14 protein-coding genes and 1 tRNA gene are annotated in these 15,420 nt (G+C 72.4%); 10 read left to right on the plus strand and 5 right to left on the minus strand.

Features of this window, described 5'->3' with window-relative positions:
• The first annotated feature begins 36 nt into the window (after nt 1-36).
• The 3 genes from ASG53_RS00835 (at nt 37) to ASG53_RS00845 (ending at nt 3,465) form a co-directional block, all read left to right on the plus strand.
• Nucleotides 37-822, plus strand: a complete 786-nt coding sequence (locus ASG53_RS00835) for a helix-turn-helix transcriptional regulator (RefSeq protein ID WP_056127175.1) — start codon at nt 37-39, stop codon at nt 820-822.
• Nucleotides 823-836: 14 nt separating this feature from the next.
• The gene (locus ASG53_RS00840) at nt 837-2,738 is read left to right on the plus strand and encodes an NHL domain-containing thioredoxin family protein (RefSeq protein WP_056127179.1); all 1,902 of its coding nucleotides are present in this window, start codon (nt 837-839) and stop codon (nt 2,736-2,738) included.
• Between the two features lie 64 nt (nt 2,739-2,802).
• Nucleotides 2,803-3,465 carry an HAD hydrolase-like protein gene (locus ASG53_RS00845; protein ID WP_056127181.1) on the plus strand — a complete coding sequence of 221 codons (663 nt, stop codon included), beginning with the start codon at nt 2,803-2,805 and terminating at the stop codon, nt 3,463-3,465.
• A 43-nt stretch (nt 3,466-3,508) separates the two neighbouring features.
• Here ASG53_RS00845 and ASG53_RS00850 read toward each other — a convergent pair whose 3' ends face one another.
• The gene (locus ASG53_RS00850; protein WP_056127183.1) at nt 3,509-4,276 is read right to left on the minus strand and encodes a phosphotransferase; all 768 of its coding nucleotides are present in this window, start codon (nt 4,274-4,276) and stop codon (nt 3,509-3,511) included.
• A 102-nt stretch (nt 4,277-4,378) separates the two neighbouring features.
• Here ASG53_RS00850 and ASG53_RS00855 point away from each other — a divergent pair, with 102 nt between their 5' ends.
• Complete coding sequence (locus ASG53_RS00855; RefSeq protein ID WP_056127186.1) at nt 4,379-5,149, plus strand: MerR family transcriptional regulator; 771 nt, start codon at nt 4,379-4,381, stop codon at nt 5,147-5,149.
• Between the two features lie 75 nt (nt 5,150-5,224).
• Here ASG53_RS00855 and ASG53_RS00860 read toward each other — a convergent pair whose 3' ends face one another.
• From ASG53_RS00860 to ASG53_RS00870, 3 genes are all read right to left on the minus strand, one after another.
• Nucleotides 5,225-5,875, minus strand: coding sequence for a biliverdin-producing heme oxygenase (locus ASG53_RS00860; protein ID WP_056127188.1), 651 nt, complete (start codon nt 5,873-5,875; stop codon nt 5,225-5,227).
• Between the two features lie 129 nt (nt 5,876-6,004).
• Nucleotides 6,005-7,129: a hypothetical protein gene (locus ASG53_RS00865; protein WP_056127190.1), complete on the minus strand. Its 1,125-nt coding sequence runs from the start codon at nt 7,127-7,129 to the stop codon at nt 6,005-6,007.
• 105 nt (nt 7,130-7,234) lie between these two features.
• Complete coding sequence (locus ASG53_RS00870) at nt 7,235-7,837, minus strand: TetR/AcrR family transcriptional regulator (protein ID WP_056127193.1); 603 nt, start codon at nt 7,835-7,837, stop codon at nt 7,235-7,237.
• Between the two features lie 201 nt (nt 7,838-8,038).
• Here ASG53_RS00870 and ASG53_RS00875 point away from each other — a divergent pair, with 201 nt between their 5' ends.
• From ASG53_RS00875 to ASG53_RS00895, 5 genes are all read left to right on the plus strand, one after another.
• Nucleotides 8,039-8,935: a hypothetical protein gene (locus ASG53_RS00875; protein ID WP_056127198.1), complete on the plus strand. Its 897-nt coding sequence runs from the start codon at nt 8,039-8,041 to the stop codon at nt 8,933-8,935.
• 198 nt (nt 8,936-9,133) lie between these two features.
• The gene (locus tag ASG53_RS00880) at nt 9,134-10,297 is read left to right on the plus strand and encodes a pirin family protein (protein WP_056127199.1); all 1,164 of its coding nucleotides are present in this window, start codon (nt 9,134-9,136) and stop codon (nt 10,295-10,297) included.
• A 167-nt stretch (nt 10,298-10,464) separates the two neighbouring features.
• Complete coding sequence (locus ASG53_RS00885; protein WP_268793415.1) at nt 10,465-11,589, plus strand: acyltransferase family protein; 1,125 nt, start codon at nt 10,465-10,467, stop codon at nt 11,587-11,589.
• A 181-nt stretch (nt 11,590-11,770) separates the two neighbouring features.
• Nucleotides 11,771-12,364 (plus strand): M15 family metallopeptidase, encoded by a 594-nt coding sequence (locus ASG53_RS00890; RefSeq protein ID WP_056127205.1) that lies wholly within the window; start codon nt 11,771-11,773, stop codon nt 12,362-12,364.
• Nucleotides 12,365-12,476: 112 nt separating this feature from the next.
• A complete protein-coding gene (locus tag ASG53_RS00895; RefSeq protein ID WP_056127208.1) occupies nt 12,477-14,486 on the plus strand; it encodes a TerD family protein in 2,010 nt (669 codons plus the stop codon).
• 19 nt (nt 14,487-14,505) lie between these two features.
• On the opposite strand, the gene ASG53_RS00900 is transcribed toward ASG53_RS00895, so the two are convergent.
• Nucleotides 14,506-14,579, minus strand: a tRNA-Gly gene (locus tag ASG53_RS00900).
• Nucleotides 14,580-14,635: 56 nt separating this feature from the next.
• Between ASG53_RS00900 and ASG53_RS20225 the strand changes: the two genes are divergently transcribed.
• Complete coding sequence (locus ASG53_RS20225; protein ID WP_056127212.1) at nt 14,636-15,283, plus strand: TM2 domain-containing protein; 648 nt, start codon at nt 14,636-14,638, stop codon at nt 15,281-15,283.
• Nucleotides 15,284-15,420 lie beyond the last annotated feature (137 nt).

Consider the following 15,420-nt stretch of genomic DNA (forward strand, 5'->3'; position numbering starts at 1 on the left):
CGAGAGGCGTCTGGGCCTCCAGGCCGGAGGAGAGACGTGGACAAGACCGAACGGCTCTACGCCGTCGCCGAAGAGCTGCGCCGAGCAGGCCGGACCGGCACCACCGGACCCCGGCTCGCGAGGCTCTTCGAGGTCAGCGAGCGCACGATCAAGCGCGACGTCTCCGCCCTCCAGCAGGCCGGCCTGCCCGTCTGGGCACAGGCCGGTCCAGGCGGCGGCTACGTGCTCGACGCCTCGGCGACCCTGCCACCTGTGAACTTCACACCCCAGCAGGCCGTCGCCCTCGCGATCGCCCTCGCAGCCCTCCCGCCCGGGAGCCCCTTCGCGGTCGACGCGGCGGCGGCGCAGGACAAGATCTGGGACGCCCTCGGCCCGCAGGCCCGGGAGCGGGCGTCCACGCTCGCGGCGAGGGTGTGGGTCGACCGGGGGACGGGCGTGCCCGAGGCGCGCGGCGGACAGCCGGAAGCCCTGGACGCCCCGGCCTCCGTCTCTGCCACCGCGTCGTCCTCCGCGCTTCTCACCACCCCCGCGACCCTGCGCGCGGTCGAGCAGTCGCTGGCCCGCCACCGCGTCCTCGCCCTGCGGTACCGGGACAGCGGGGGCACGGCGACCTCCAGGCACGTCGAGCCCGTCCTGCTCGCCCACACCGGGCAGGCCTGGTACCTCATCGCGTGGTGCCGCACCCGGGAGGGAGTCAGGTGGTTCCGCCTCGACAGGGTCGAACGAGCCGACCTCACGGCGGAGGTCTACGAGCCGCGCCCCGCCGAGGAGGCCGGCGAGCCACCGGCGAGCGCACGGCCCGTCAGGCACCCCGCCTCCTGAGGCAGAATCGTCCTGTGAGCGCAACGACCCCCAGCCCCCGCCTGCCCCGCGTCCGTGCCAGCGAGCTCGTGGGACGCGGCTGGCTCAACACCGGCGGCGCCGACGTCACCCTCGCGGACCTGCGCGGCAAGATCGTCGTCCTCGACTTCTGGACCTTCTGCTGCGTCAACTGCCTGCACGTCCTCGACGAGCTCCGCGAGCTCGAGGAGGCGCACCGCGACGAGGTCGTGATCGTCGGGGTGCACTCCCCGAAGTTCGTCCACGAGGCCGACCCCGTCGCGCTCGCGGCCGCCGTCGACAGGTACGAGGTGCGCCACCCCGTGCTCGACGACCCGGACCTCGTCACGTGGTCCGCGTACACGGCGCGCGCCTGGCCGACCCTCGTGGTGATCGACCCCGAGGGGTACGTCGTCGCGCACATGGCGGGGGAGGGTCACGCCTCGACCCTCGAGATCTTGGTGCGCGAGCTCGTCGAGGAGCACACGGCCAAGGGCACGCTGCACCGCGGCTCCGGGCCCTACGTGCCGGCCGAGCCGACCCCGGGGACGCTGCGCTTCCCCGCCGCGGTGATCGCGCTCGAGTCTGGCAACCTGCTCGTCGCCGACGCCGGGCACCACAGCCTCGCCGAGCTCGCCGCGGACGGCGAGACGCTCGTCCGGCGGATCGGCTCGGGCGAGCGCGGACTGGCCGACGGTGGCCCGGACGCCGCGGCCTTCAGCGAGCCGAACGGGCTCTGCCTCGTGCCCGAGGGACTCCGCGAGCAGGTCGGGTACGACGTCCTCGTCGCCGACACCGTCAACCACGCGCTCCGCGGTGTGCGGCTCGCCGACGGGCACGTGACGACTGTCGCCGGGACCGGCGAGCAGCTCATGGTCGGCGGCGCCGAGAACGTCGTCCCCGAGTCGGCTGCGCCCGACGCGACCCCTGCTCTGCGTCACAGGCTCACCTCGCCGTGGGACGTCGTCTGGTCGGAGCGGCTCGGGGCCTTCCTCGTCGCGATGGCCGGCAACCACTCGCTGTGGACCTTCGACCCCGTCGCCGGGACCGTCGAGCAGGTCGCCGGGACCCAGAACGAGGGGCTGCTCGACGGTCCGCTCGCGCAGGCGTGGTTCGCGCAGCCCTCGGGTCTGTCGGTCGCCCCCGACGGCTCGGTGTGGCTCGCCGACGCGGAGACCTCCGCGCTGCGCCGTGTCGACGTCGCCGACGACAGGTCTGCGACCATCACCTCCCTCGTCGGGCAGGGGCTCTTCGACTTCGGGCACCGGGACGGTCCCGCCGCGCAGGCGCTGCTCCAGCACCCGCTCGGCGTCGCCGCGCTGCCCGACGGGTCCGTGCTCGTCACCGACACCTACAACGGCGCGCTGCGGCGCTACGACCCGGCGACCGACGAGGTCACGACCCTCGTCGGCGACCTCGCCGAGCCGAGCGACGCCCTCGTGCAGGTGGACGGCGACGAGGTGCGCGTGGTCGTGGTCGAGTCGACCGCGCACAGGCTCACCCGCGTCGCGCTCCCGGCGTCGCTCGCCGGCCAGGTGCTCGACTCGGGTGCCCACCGCACGCAGCGCCCCGTGACCGAGGTGCCGCCGGGCGACATCCGCCTCGACGTGATCTTCACGCCCGCCACGGGCCAGAAGTACGACGACCGCTTCGGGCCGTCCACCCAGCTCACCGTGTCGTCCACCCCGCCCGAGCTGCTGCTCGACGGGGCCGGCCGCGACCTCCCGCTCGTCCGGACGCTGCGCATCAACCCCGAGATCGCCGAGGGGGTCTTGCACGTCACCGCGCAGGCGGCCAGCTGCGACGCCGACCCGGCCGTCGAGTACCCGGCGTGCCACCTGGCCCAGCAGGACTGGGGGGTGCCCGTGCGGGTGGTCGCCGGGACGCCCGAGGTGCTCACGCTGCCGCTGCGGGGGTAGCGGGGGTAGCGGGGCGACAGGTCCAGCGCGCGTGAGGCTCGCGCCAGCCTGAGAGGATCGAGGCATGCGCTACGACCTCGCCCTCGTCGACCTCGACGGCACCCTGACCGACTCCGCACCCGGCATCATCGCCTCGATCGAGCACGCCTACGACGCCCTCGACATCCCGCGCCCCTCCGAGGAGGCCCTCGCGCTGTTCGTCGGGCCGCCGATCGAGGAGAGCGTCGTGCGCAACGGCGTGCCGCTCCAGCGCGTGCCCGAGCTGATCACCGCGTACAGGTCCGCCTTCACCCGCGGCGGGATGTTCGACAACAGCGTGTACCCCGGGATCGTCGACGCCCTCACCGCGCTGCGCGCCGCGGGGCTCCGGCTGTGCGTGGCGACGTCCAAGCCGGAGATCTTCGCGCGGCAGATCGTCGAGCACTTCGAGCTCGACGGGTTCTTCGAGGCCGTGTGCGGCGCGAGCATGGACGGCACCCGCAGCACCAAGGCCGACGTCGTCGCCCACGCCCTCGAGACCATGGCCGCGACCGAGCGCGGGCTGCCTGCCCTCGAGCGCATCGTCATGGTCGGCGACCGCGAGCACGACGTCCTCGGCGCGCGACAGCACGGCATCGAGACCGTGAGCGTCGCGTGGGGCTATGCGCCTGCTGGAGAGATCGACGAGGCTGCGCCGCTCGCGGTCGTGCAGACGCCTGAGGAGCTGGTGGGGTTGTTGCTGGGCTGAGGTGCAGCGAGGCTAGCGGCCTGCTGCGGGGAGAGCGCGCGTCTCAGCGCAGCGCTGCCCGCAGCTCGCCCCGGTGACGGAGCACGTAGTCCGCCGCCGACTTCCAGTGCTTGGCGTGCCCGGCCGCGTAGAGGGAGGCCCACGGCTCCGCGCCCGTGCGGCTGCCGTCGACCAGCAGGTCGTACACGCCGCGTGTGTGGTCGGCCGCCGCCTGGACGAGGCTCGGGCGCTGGCCGGCGGTCAGTCCGTAGCCGTCGACGAGGGAGCGCAGGCGCTCGCCGTCCCGGTGCGGGTCGCCGTCGGGCTGGAGGGGCAAGAAGGCCTGGCCGACCGAGGCGAGCTCGTCGACGCGAGAACCCGGACCGGCACCGTCCCAGTCGAGCAGCACCCAGCGCTCGCCGTCGCGCACGAGGTTCCACGGCGAGATGTCGTTGTGGCACACGAGCTCTGTGCTGGTCGACGGGATGGTCACGTGCCACTGCACGCCCGGCGGCGGCTCGAAGGACTCTGCGGCGTCGTGGAGGTCCCGCACGAGCTCGCCGAGGCGGGTCAGCTCGGCGTGGTCGAAGGGCGCGTCCTCGTCGGCCGTCGACCCCGGGATGTACTCGAGGACGTGACGTTCTTGCTCGTCGACGCCGAAGGACCGAGGTGCACCCGCGAAGCCGACGTTGGTGAGGTGGGTGAGCAGCGCGTGCACCCCGTAGGTGGCGCGGGTCGCGGGCTTGCGGACGGTCAGTCCGAGGACCGGGTCGGCGACGAACTCGACACGGCGCGAGCGGCGCCGTGACCGCGTCCGCCCCGATGTCTGCATGGCTCCAGTCTGCCAGTCTCGCGCCGTTCAGCGGGGGTCCGGCAGACGTGTCGCGGGTGAGGGCTTGACGTTGACGCAGCGTCAAGCCCTAGCGTCGTGGGCATGACGACGCAGAGGGACTGGCCGATCCAGGAGGTGGCCCGCCTCACCGGCACCACGAGCAGGACGCTGCGGCACTACGACGCGATCGGTCTGCTTACGCCGAGCAGGACAGCGCACGGCGGCGCCCGCTGCTACGACGCTGCGGGGCTCGTCAGGCTCCAGCGCATCCTCATGCTCCGCGACCTCGGTCTCGGGCTCCAGGCGATCGCCGAGGCCCTCGACTCCGACCAGGACGAGGCGCACGCGCTGCGCGCCCACCTCGCCTGGCTCGAGTCCGAGAGGCGCAGGATCACCGACCAGATCGGGTCCGTCCGGACCACGATCGACACGCTCACGACGAAGGAGGCCCTCGTGCCCTCACGCATGTTCGCAGGCTTCGACCACACCGCCTACCGCGGCGAGGTCGAGCAGAGATGGGGCAAGGACGCGTACCGCGCCGGGGACGCGTGGTGGTCCGGGATGACCCAGGACGAGAGGACGGCTTTCCTCGCCGAGCAGCGCTCGATCGCCCAGGCCTACGCCGACGCCCGCGCGGCAGGCCTGGCCCCCGACAGCGACGAGGTGCGCGCGGTGACCCGCCGCCAGCACTCCTGGCTGGCGGTGTCGGCCACGGCCACCGGTCAGTCGGGGGTCACGGCCGAGTACTTCACCGGGATCGGCGAGATGTACGTCGCGGACCCGCGCTTCACGGCCGCCTACGACTGGGCGGGGGAGGGGACGGCGGTGTTCGTGCGCGACGCGATGGCGGCGTACGCGCGCGAGGTGCTCTGACGAGAGGGCGCTGGCTGGAGAGGCAGGGCCGGCTGGACGAGCTCCGACGAGGACAGCGCGCAGGGGACGCGTGCCTCAGCAGTGCTGCGCGCCGAGGTCTGCGAAGAGGTCCTGGTTGAGGCGGAAGGCGCCCTTCGCCTCGGCGACGGCCTCGGCGAGCTGCTCCTCGTCGAGCTCGAGGCCGTCGAGGCGCTCGCGGTACACGTCCTTGAAGGGCTTGGACTTCGGGATCTCCTCGAAGGAGTAGAACGTGATGCCCTCGGGGCCCAGGCCGTAGTGGCGCTCGAGCATCCGCTTGATGATCTGCCCGCCGGACAGGTCGCCGAGGTACCGGGTGTAGGCGTGCGCGGCGTAGCGGGGGAGCGAGGTGGCGCTCGCCTCGAGAGCCTCGACGTAGCGGACCGTGGCGGGCAGCGGCATGACGATCGCGCGCCAGTCGGGGCCGACCAGGTGCTCGAGGTCGCGGGCGATCGACGGGGTACGGGTGAGCTCGTCGAAGAGCAGCGACGAGCCCTGCGGGAGGGCGCGCACGTCGTCCGCGATCGCCTCGAGGGCCGAGTAGACGAAGAACTGCTGCGAGGCGAGCCCCACGTAGGCGTCGACGCCCAGGCCGCCGGACATGAGCCTGCTGATGAACCCGGAGCTCTCGGCGCTCTCGTGCTCTTCACGGGTGCCCTCGCGGAGCCGGCTGGACAGGGTGGGGCGGTCGGTGGCGAGAATCGTCACGTGTCCTCCTCGGTCGGGTACGCGGGCATGCGCTGGCACTGTCGACGACGGCCAGCGGGCCGAGGTGACGCGTTGTCAGGAACGGTACCCCATCGAGGTTAGGGTTGCCTACCCTCTGAGCCTGTCGTCTCAGACCAGCTTCTTCTGCCACAGCGCGACCACGCCTGTGGGCTCGAAGCCGAGAGCCTCGTTGATCGAGAGCATGTGCCGGTTCTCCTCGGCGTTCCACGTGTGCAGCCGGGCGAGCTCGGGGCGCAGCGTGCGGAGCTCGACGAGGTTCTTCGCCTTCATGAGCATGCCGAGCCTGTGCCCCCGGTGAGCCGGGTCGACGAGGGTGTCGTCCTGGAACGCGAGCCAGCGGTACAGCGTGGGCATCGCGATCTCGCTGTACGCCACGAGACGGCCCGACGGACGGTGCCGCACGGCTGTCACGAGGGTGTCGTGCCCGGCCTCACGGTTGGTCGCCTCCTGCTGACGGAGCTCCTCGACGGTCCACACGTGCTCGACCAGGTCGAGCCCGGCCACGGGGACGGCGGTCGTCATGAGGGTCGCGAGCGCGGCCATCTCCTCGACGAGGTCCTCCGGGCAGGTGTTCTGCCACGTCACGGTCTCGTAGTCGTCACCCGCTGCGGCGAGGGACTCGGTCAAGAATGTGTCGACCACGCTGTCGTCGGGGAGGGGCAGGTGCAGCGTGCTGAACCTCTCGCCCTGCTCGAGCGAGTACCCACGACCACGGGCGAAGGCGACGCCGGCCGCGTCTCCGGCGATCCGCCCGGCTCCAGTCGGCGGCGTGACCACGTCGGGTGCGTCCGCGGGCGGCTCGCCCGGGTGCTCGATGTCGAGGATCACCGTCGTGCGTCCCTTGGCCGCGACGGCCGCCTCGGTCGCGTCGGCGAGGGCCGTACCGATCCCCTCGTGCACCCGCTCCGGACGGACCAGGACACCCATGCTCGCCGCGTGCGTGTTTCCCGTGCGCTCCATGGTGACGAGCGAGACGCCCAGGACGTCCTCAGGCCCCGGGGTCTGGGGCAGAGGGTCACGGACGGCGACGAAGCCGAGGCGCTCGGTGCGCATCTGGTCGCGCATCACGGCCAGCCGCATCTCGGCCGGGAGGTGCAGGTCCGCGTGCCCCCAGCTCGCCTCGTGGACCTCACGCTGGACGGCGACGAGCCCGTGCAGCACCCAGGCGTCGGGGGAGTCGAGGGAGTCGGGGATCGAGATCGGGCGGACGGTCCAGCCGGGGCGAGAGGTCATGCGGACGATGCTCGTCGGGGGCGCCGACGGCGGTCAACGGATTAAACCTGGTCGGAGAGGGACGATGCCTGCCCGGGCTGCGCCCGCTGACGGGCGGCGGTGTCCTCAGGCGTGCGCGGGCTCGACGCCGACGGCGCGCAGCACGAAGGACTCCGTCGCCAGGATCGCGCGGTCGCGGGCCGGCTGCTCCTCGGGGATCTGCCGGCCGGACAGGCACGCGTTGATGAGCGCGACCGTCGTCGCGATGTCCTGTTCGGGGAAGTCACCGCGGGCGATGCCGGCGACGAGGATCTCCCGCAGGATCTCCTCGACCACGACGGCGTGCTCGCGCAGGCGCTGCTGGGTGCCGCGGGACAGCACGGTGCGCAGGTCTGGTCCTGGTGCCACGTGGAACACACGCTTGAGCCGGGCGTGCGCCTGGACGTAGGTCCGCAGGCGCAGCACGGGGGTCTCGACGTCCTCGAGGGACCTGCGCAGCGTCTCGACGTAGCGCTCGGTCTCGAAGGTGATGAACCCCATGAGCAGGGCTTCTTTGTCCGAGAAGTGGTTGTAGACGGCGGTCCGTCCGACACCGGCTGCTGCGGCGATGTCGGCGAAGGAGATCGCGTCGAAACCACGCTCCGACATGAGGGTGGACAGTGCCGTGAAGAGTCGTTGGCGTGTCTGTTCGCGGTGCTCGTGGAGTGACCCACCGATGATCTTCGGCATTGTGACAGCATCCCACGGCGTGTCAGAACATGCACATCGGCGGGATCCCGCGGCTGCGCGCAGCCCCTGACGTGGCACGACGGTCCGTGCGCCAGCCGTGCCTCCGAGCTGCGTCCGAGCTGCGGCCGAGCTGCGGCAGACGTTCGCGACCCGTTGCACGCCGGAAACCTCCCGGCATTCTGCGCCTCGTAGTGTCCGGGCATGACAGCACTCCTCGACAGGCTCGGCCCTGGCAGCCGCACGGGAGACCACCTCCTCGCCGTGCCCGCCCACGTCGACGTCATGACGCTCGTCCGGGCGTGGTTCCCGGACGCCGACTGGCTGGTCGAGCCCGTCAGCCTCGACACCGCGACCTCGCGGGTCGTGCCGCTGCGCGGCGCCCGGTTCCGCGGCATGGCCGCGCAGCCCGAGGCCACCCCCGGGACGCTCCGGCTCGCCCCGGGCCACGTGCTCACAGGACCCCACCCGCTCACCGCCGAAGACACCGTCACCTACGTGCTCCCACCACGGCACGTGGAGGGATACGTCGTGCGGCCGACGGGTGAGGGGACGCCCGAGGAGCAGGAGCGCGAGGCCGCCCGGGTCCTCGCCTGGGTGGCTGCCGCCGCGCGTCACGCCCACGGCGCCGTCCTCGAGAGCGGCCGCACGCAGGCCGTCGTGCCCGACGCCGGGCAGTCGGTCGACCGCACGCTCTACAGCGCGCACCCGTTGCCGCCCCAGCACGCCCTCGCGCTCGTCCGCACGGTCCTGGTCCAGGCCGTCGTCACCGCGCAGTCCGCGCCCACGGACGGTGGGCCTGTCGCCTGGACGATCACGACGCAGACGCCCTACGACGGCACCGTCGAGGTCAGCCTCAGCCGCACCGACGCCCTCCCGCCGGCTCTGCTCCAGCTGCCGTGGCGCGACTCGGGGCCCTTCGCCTACGCGGTCCGCTGGAGGTCCGGGAGCCCGGAGGACGAGGCCTCGGACCACCCGTCCTCGGTGCACGTGGTGGCCCGGAGCCGCATCGCGCCAGTGGTCGAGAAGGTCGCTGCGGTCTTCGAGCGGGCCGTCGCCGGCACTGTGCTCGACGACGCGGGATTTGCCGTCGGGGTCTAGCGCGAGAGTGCCGGCCGGGTCGGTGCTGGCACCACCCGCAGACGAGGTCGTCGCAGGCCGGAGAGTTATCCACAGAATGCGTCCACAGGCTTGTGGGTGATGCGAGGTTTGCGGTGCACAGGCTGTGGACAACCTTGTGGGAAACCCCTTCCACCTGGGCAAGGACACCTCGCGGGCGGCACCCGATACCCTCGCAGCGTGAGCAACCTCGACAGCGCCCCCGACGAGCAGACCTGCGTCGCCCTCCCTGGCCCGACGACGGCTCTCGAGGTCCTCGAGCCGCGCGAGGTGCCGCTCGGCGGAGCCCGGGCGATGACCGTCCGCCGGACCCTCCCGCAGCGGTCGCGGAGCCTCGTCGGTGCCTGGTGCTTCCTCGACCACTTCGGACCTGACGACGTGACCACAGGCCCGGGGATGCAGGTGCCCCCGCACCCGCACACGGGTCTGCAGACCGTGACGTGGCTGTTCGGCGGCGAGATCGAGCACCACGACTCCGTCGGCTCTGCCTGCCTCGTGCGGCCCGGCGAGCTCAACCTCATGACCGCAGGCCGCGGGATCTCGCACTCCGAGCACTCGCCCGACGCCCGGACCACCACGACCCTCCACGGGGTCCAGCTGTGGACAGCGCTCCCGCACGCGAGCGCGGGGGTCGCCCCGGCCTTCGAGCACCACGAAGACCTGCCCGTCGTGCAGGTCGACGGGGTCCGGCTGCAGGTGTTCCTCGGCGCTCTCCCCGCGCAGCCGGGCCTCGGCGTCGTCGAGCGCACGGAGTCCCCGGCGACGACGTACTCCGAGATCGTCGGCGCGCAGATCGACCTCGACCCGGGGACCAGCCTCACGCTCACCCTCGACCCCGAGCACGAGCACGCCTTCCTCGTGGACTCGGGCGACGAGGTCACCGTCGACGGGAGCCCCCTCGCCGCCGACAGCCTCGGCTACCTCGCCCCCGGCCGGCACGAGGTCGTGCTGACGACCACGGGTCGCGCCAGGCTCGTGCTCGTCGGGGGCCGGCCGTCGACCGAGGAGATCGTCATGTGGTGGAACTTCGTCGGGCGCAGCCACGACGAGGTCGTCGCCGCCCGGGCGGACTGGCAGCGGCAGATCGGTCGCGCCGACCGCGACACCCTCGAGACGCTCGGCACTCTCGAGACGCTCGGCACTCTCGAGACGCTCGACACGCTCGACACGCTCGACACGCTCGACACGCTCGAGGCCCGAGGCGGGGCCGGCGGGCAGGAGTCACCATCGACGGGTACCGGCCGGGACGCTAGGTTCGGGACCGTCGTCGGCTACGACGGCGCACCGCTCCCCGCGCCCGTGCTGCCCAACGTGCGCCTCGCACCCCGGAGGAACCCGAGCTGAGCACGACGCCTGAAGCCCCCCACGGACGAGATGCTGTCCCGGCTGCGCCAGCACCGGTCGAGCCCGCGCCGACGTCTCCGGCGGCGAGCTCTCCTGCGCTGACCTCTTCCGCACAGACATCCTCCGCCCCGACGTCTCCCGCGCCTCGCGACCGCTTCGCCGACCTGCTGCGCACCCTCGCGCTGGGGGCGGTGATCTTCGGCCACTGGACGATGGCCGCGATCGGCCGGGACGACGACGGCGGGCTCGCCGTCGACAACATCCTCAACACCGAGCGCTGGATGTGGCCCCTCACCTGGGTCTTGGTGCTCATCCCGCTGTTCTTCTTCGTCGGGGGCTTCTCGAACGCGACCAGCTGGTCGCGCGTCGTCGAGCGCGAGACGGCGCGCACAGGGCGCACCCCGTCCTTCGGTCGTCTCTGGGGCGTCTTCCTGCGGCGGCGGCTCAGCGGTCTGTTCCTGCCGCTGATCCCCTTCGTGCTGCTCGTCGCCGTCGCCGTGGGGATCGCACTCGCACTCGGTGCCCCGGCGGGGCTCACCCGGACCGTCGCTGTCGTGGTGGTCATGCCGCTGTGGTTCGTCGCCGTCTTCGCGGCCCTCGCCGCTGTCGCCCCGGTGATGCTGCGCCTGCACGCGCGCTACGGGTGGTGGATCGTCGTCGCGCTGTCGGTCGCCGTGGTCGTCGTCGAGCTCGTGCGGATCGCGACCGACAGCTCGGCTGTCGGTACCTTCAACTATCTCTTCGTGTGGGGGACGGCCCAGCAGGTCGGCTTCGCCTACGCCGACGGGTCGCTCCAACGGATGCGCAGGTCCACGGTCGTGTGGTGGGCCGTGCTGGCCTTCGCGGCACTCGTCGCCGTCACCGCCTCGCCGATGTGGCCCGAGTCGATGATCGGGCTGTCGGGGGAACGCTCGAACTTCAGCCCGCCCGGGACGGTCCCGCTGCTGCTCACCCTCGTGCAGATCCCCGTCGCGCTGCTGCTGCGCCCCGTCGTCGCGCCGCTGCTCGAGCGGCCGCGGGTGGCACGGGTGCTCGACGTCGCCTCCGGCGCCTCGATGCGGGCGTTCTTGTGGCACCTGCCCGTCATGGTGGCCGTCACCGGTGTCCTGCTGCTCCTGCACGTGCCCTTCCCCGACCCCGGCAGCGGTGCCTGGTGGGCCACCCGGCCGCTCTGGTACGCCGTCCTGGGGCTGAGTCTGTGGGGTGTGCTCGCGGGGACGGACAGGGTCCGGCGCAGGGCAGGCAGCGGCAGCCGGCCCCGAGAGGCCCGCGAGCGCGCTGGGAGCCGCTAGGACGGCGGAAGCCACGAGCGCGCTGGGAGCCGCGAGCGCGGTGGGAGCCGCGACCAGACCGCGGACCGCCAGCGCCGACTCCCGTCAGACCGCTCATGCCCGCGGACCCCTGGCCGATGAGTCGTGCGCACGACTCCCAGCCGACGGGACGTGCGCACGAGCGACCAGCAGGAGGAGACCAGTGGACGGGATCGTCGCGATCTCGCAGCGGATGGCTGCGATCCAGGCGACCATGAGCTCCTTCGCGCCTGCCTCGCAGCCGGCGACCGGGACGATGGGCACGGGTACCTTCGGCGACGTCCTCGCCCAGGCCGTCGACGAGACCACGGCGACCGAGGCAGCGACGACGGGCACCCCCGCGGCCTCGACGGGCTCGTGGACCTCCGGCGTCCCCTCCGACCTGCTCCCGTACGGCAACGGCAACGTCCCGCGTGAGGCGCTCGCGAGCGTCGGGCAGACGGGGCACAGGCTGTGGGCACCCGCGGCGACGGCCCTCGAGCAGGTGATCGCCGACGCCGCCAAGGACGGCGTGACCATCGGCGTCACCGACTCGTACCGCTCCTACGACGCGCAGGTCGACGTCGCCGAGCGCAAGGGTCTCTACAGCCAGGGTGGCCTCGCAGCCGAGCCCGGGACCAGCCCGCACGGCTGGGGCATCGCCGCAGACCTCGACCTCGACGCCGCAGGCCAGGCCTGGATGCGCGCCAACGGCGGACGCTACGGCTTCGTCGAGGACACCCCACGCGAACCGTGGCACTGGGTGTTCAGGAAGTAGCCTCGGTGCCCGGCGCAGACGGTACGGTGTGTCGCGAACCGACGTCTCCAGGCCGGACAGGCCGTGGCGCGGTGTGCTGGCCGAGGTCGAGCAGGGGGAATGCAGGATGAGTGTGTCCGCACAGCGAGGGCTGCTGCCCGCGAGCGTCGCGAGCCGGTACAGGCACGGGTACGCGGTCGTCGACGTCGAGACCTCGGGCCTGAGCCCGAACCACCACAGGGTGCTCCAGGTCGCGGTGACCCAGGTCGAGCCTGACGGCTCCGTCGGGCGGTCCTGGTCCAGCCTCCTCGACCCGGGGTGCGACCCCGGCCCCGTCCACGTCCACGGGCTCACCCGGGAACGGCTCGCCGGGGCACCGCAGTACCCCGAGGTGGTCGACGCGCTCGACGATCTCGTCCGCGGTCGTGTGCTCGTCGCGCACAACGCGCGCTTCGACTGGGGCTTCCTGTCGGCGGAGTCCCACCGTGCACGTGCGCCCCTCTCGGTCGCCCAGCGGCTCTGCACCCTGGTGCTGAGCCGCAGGCTCGATCTCCCGCTCCCCAACCTCACGCTCGCGAGCGTCGCCGCCTACTGGGGTGTGGCACAGCTGCGGGCGCACGACGCCGAAGACGACGTCCGCGTGCTCGTCGAGATCTTGCGCCACTCGCTCGTCGCGGCCGACAGCCTGGGCATGCCTCTGCCACTCACGGCCTGCGACGGCGACGCACCGGGAGGCGGGCCTGTGCGCCCGGCGCCGGCACCGCGGACCCCCTGCGACTGGGTGTGGCCCGGGCGCTGGGACGGTACGTCCTCGTTGGTCCAGGGCATGAAGGTCGTCTTCACCGGGGCCTCCCCGTCAGGACGAGAGACGCTCGTGCGGATCGCGGGCGACGCCGGTCTGGACGTCATGAACTCGGCCAGCTCGCGGACCTCCGTCGTGGTCTGCGACGAGCCGGGCTCCGGGACGCGCAAGCTGGCCGCGGCGCGTGCGCACGGGATCCCCGTGATCGACGAGCGCAGGTTCCGGGACCTCGTCGCACGCGTCGCACCCGGCACCCGCGTGGCCGACAGGGTGGCTCGTCCCGCAGCAGCACGAGTTCGCCCGGCAGTGGCACCGGGTGCTGCACCCGCCGGAACTGTCGCACCCACCTCCACGCCGGAGCCCGACGGGTTGCTCGCGGGCAGACGGGTCCTGGTGGTGGGTGGGACGCATGCCGAGTCATCGGACGTCAGGGCACGCGTCGTGGGAGCGGGCGGTCGTGCCGCGGTGAACCTCACGGCCGCCGTCACCGACGTCGTCGCGCTCCAGGGCGCGACGTCAGACCCCCGGTGGGCCCGTATCGAGAGCATGGCGGCGATCGACCACCTCGACCCGGCGACGCTGACGGCGACAGAGCCTCGGAGCTCTTCCGAGCCACAGGCCCCCACGAGCGCGACAGCACGGGAGCACCCGCGGACGACTCTGGTGGGGCTGCCAGAGGTGACGTCACTGGGCGGCAGGGGAGCGCCCGTCGCCGTGCCCGGAGGTCTGACCAGCGCTCCCGGCGTGGTCACCCCGTCGGACGAGACCGACGGGACCAGCGCGACGGCCCCCGCCGCGCCTCACGGGGACTCGAGAGCCGTGGAGGTCCCGGTCCTTCCCCGAGGTGGGGTGGTCGACCTCCCTGACCTCGAGCAGTGGTCGCTCAGCGTCCGCCGCGGCGACGGACCAGCGGAGGTCGACGTCGTCGCCTTCCTCACCGACGACTCCGAGCGGGTCCTCGACGACTCGGGACTGGTGTTCTTCAACGCCCCGTCCCACCCGAGCGGGTCGGTCTCGGTGCTGGCAGAGATCCCTGACGAGTCGCTCGTCGACGTCGACCTCGAGATGCTGCCGGAGGGGGTGACCCGCGTCGTCGTCGCCGCGGCGACCTCAGGGGACGTCACCTTCGGGGAGATCGGCCCTCTCGAGCTCGTGCTGCGTGGTTCCGACGGGGCTCAGGAGCTCCGGTCGACGCTCGATGCCGGGACCGTCGAGCGGTCGATGGTCTTGGCCGTCCTGTACCGGCGAGGGGACACGTGGAGGTTCCGCGCCGTGGGACAGGGCTACGAGACCGGGCTGGCTGAGCTGGTCGGGCTCTTCGGGGTGGAGGTCGACGGATGAGACACGCCTTGACCTGCTGTGGAGCGGATGACGGGAATCGAACCCGCGCTATCAGCTTGGGAAGCTGAAGTTCTACCATTGAACTACATCCGCACTGCGCAACCATCGCGCGACGACGATCATACCCATACGACGGGAGCAAACGACAAGTGAGCAGCTCTTCAGGCTACGGGTCGGTCCCGTCAGAGCCCGTGCCCGAGCACGAGCGACCCGAGTGGATGCGGCCTGCCGGCGCCTCCGGGCCGTCGTCGCAGGAGCCCCCGACGGCGCAGTACGGCTACAGCCTCGACAAACCGTCGGCCCCCGCAGCACCGTCGACGCCGTACGCCTCGCCGTACCCCGGGCAGACGGGGGCGCAGGGGCAGCAGGGTGGCGGCTGGTCCGGGTACACGCCCCCGCAGGCTCCGCAGCAGCCGGGCTACACGCAGAACCAGCCGGGCTACCCGCAGGCGCCCGGCGGCTACCCGCCCGCTGGCCAGCCCTACCCTGCTCAGCCCTACGCTGCGCAGCCTCACCCCGCGCAGCCGTACCCCGGGCAGTGGGTCCAGGAGGACCCGTACGCGAAGTCGCGGGTGGTCGCGGGGCTCCTCGGGATCTTCCTCGGGGCCTTCGGCATCCACCGCTTCTACACGGGGCACACGGGCATCGGGATGATCATGCTGCTGGTCACCGTGCTCTCGCTCGGCATCTTCGCGGCGGTCACGAGCCTCTGGGGACTGATCGAGGGGATCCTCTATCTCGTCTCGAAGACCGGCAGCTACTCGCGCGACGCGAGCGGTCGACCGCTGCGCGGCTGAGGAGCTTCCGCACCACGGAGGCACCACTCCACGGAAGCACCACTCCACAGAGGGGCCTGGCCCTGGAGAGCCAGAACCAGGGCCCGGTCTGGCCTCGGCATCCGTCGCTCAGCACCCGGTCCCCGGGCCTCGTCAGG

Origin of the sequence: Sanguibacter sp. Leaf3 (assembly GCF_001425965.1) — a bacterium.
Lineage (GTDB): Bacteria > Actinomycetota > Actinomycetes > Actinomycetales > Cellulomonadaceae > Sanguibacter > Sanguibacter inulinus.

What these genes read in the sequence shown, in the direction of transcription:
- ASG53_RS00855 (WP_056127186.1), top strand. Translation starts at nt 4,379, where the DNA reads ATGACGACGCAGAGGGACTGGCCGATCCAGGAGGTGGCCCGCCTCACC.
- ASG53_RS00870 (WP_056127193.1), bottom strand. Translation starts at nt 7,837, where the DNA reads ATGCCGAAGATCATCGGTGGGTCACTCCACGAGCACCGCGAACAGACA.
- ASG53_RS00875 (WP_056127198.1), top strand. Translation starts at nt 8,039, where the DNA reads ATGACAGCACTCCTCGACAGGCTCGGCCCTGGCAGCCGCACGGGAGAC.
- ASG53_RS00865 (WP_056127190.1), bottom strand. Translation starts at nt 7,129, where the DNA reads ATGACCTCTCGCCCCGGCTGGACCGTCCGCCCGATCTCGATCCCCGAC.
- ASG53_RS00845 (WP_056127181.1), top strand. Translation starts at nt 2,803, where the DNA reads ATGCGCTACGACCTCGCCCTCGTCGACCTCGACGGCACCCTGACCGAC.
- ASG53_RS00850 (WP_056127183.1), bottom strand. Translation starts at nt 4,276, where the DNA reads ATGCAGACATCGGGGCGGACGCGGTCACGGCGCCGCTCGCGCCGTGTC.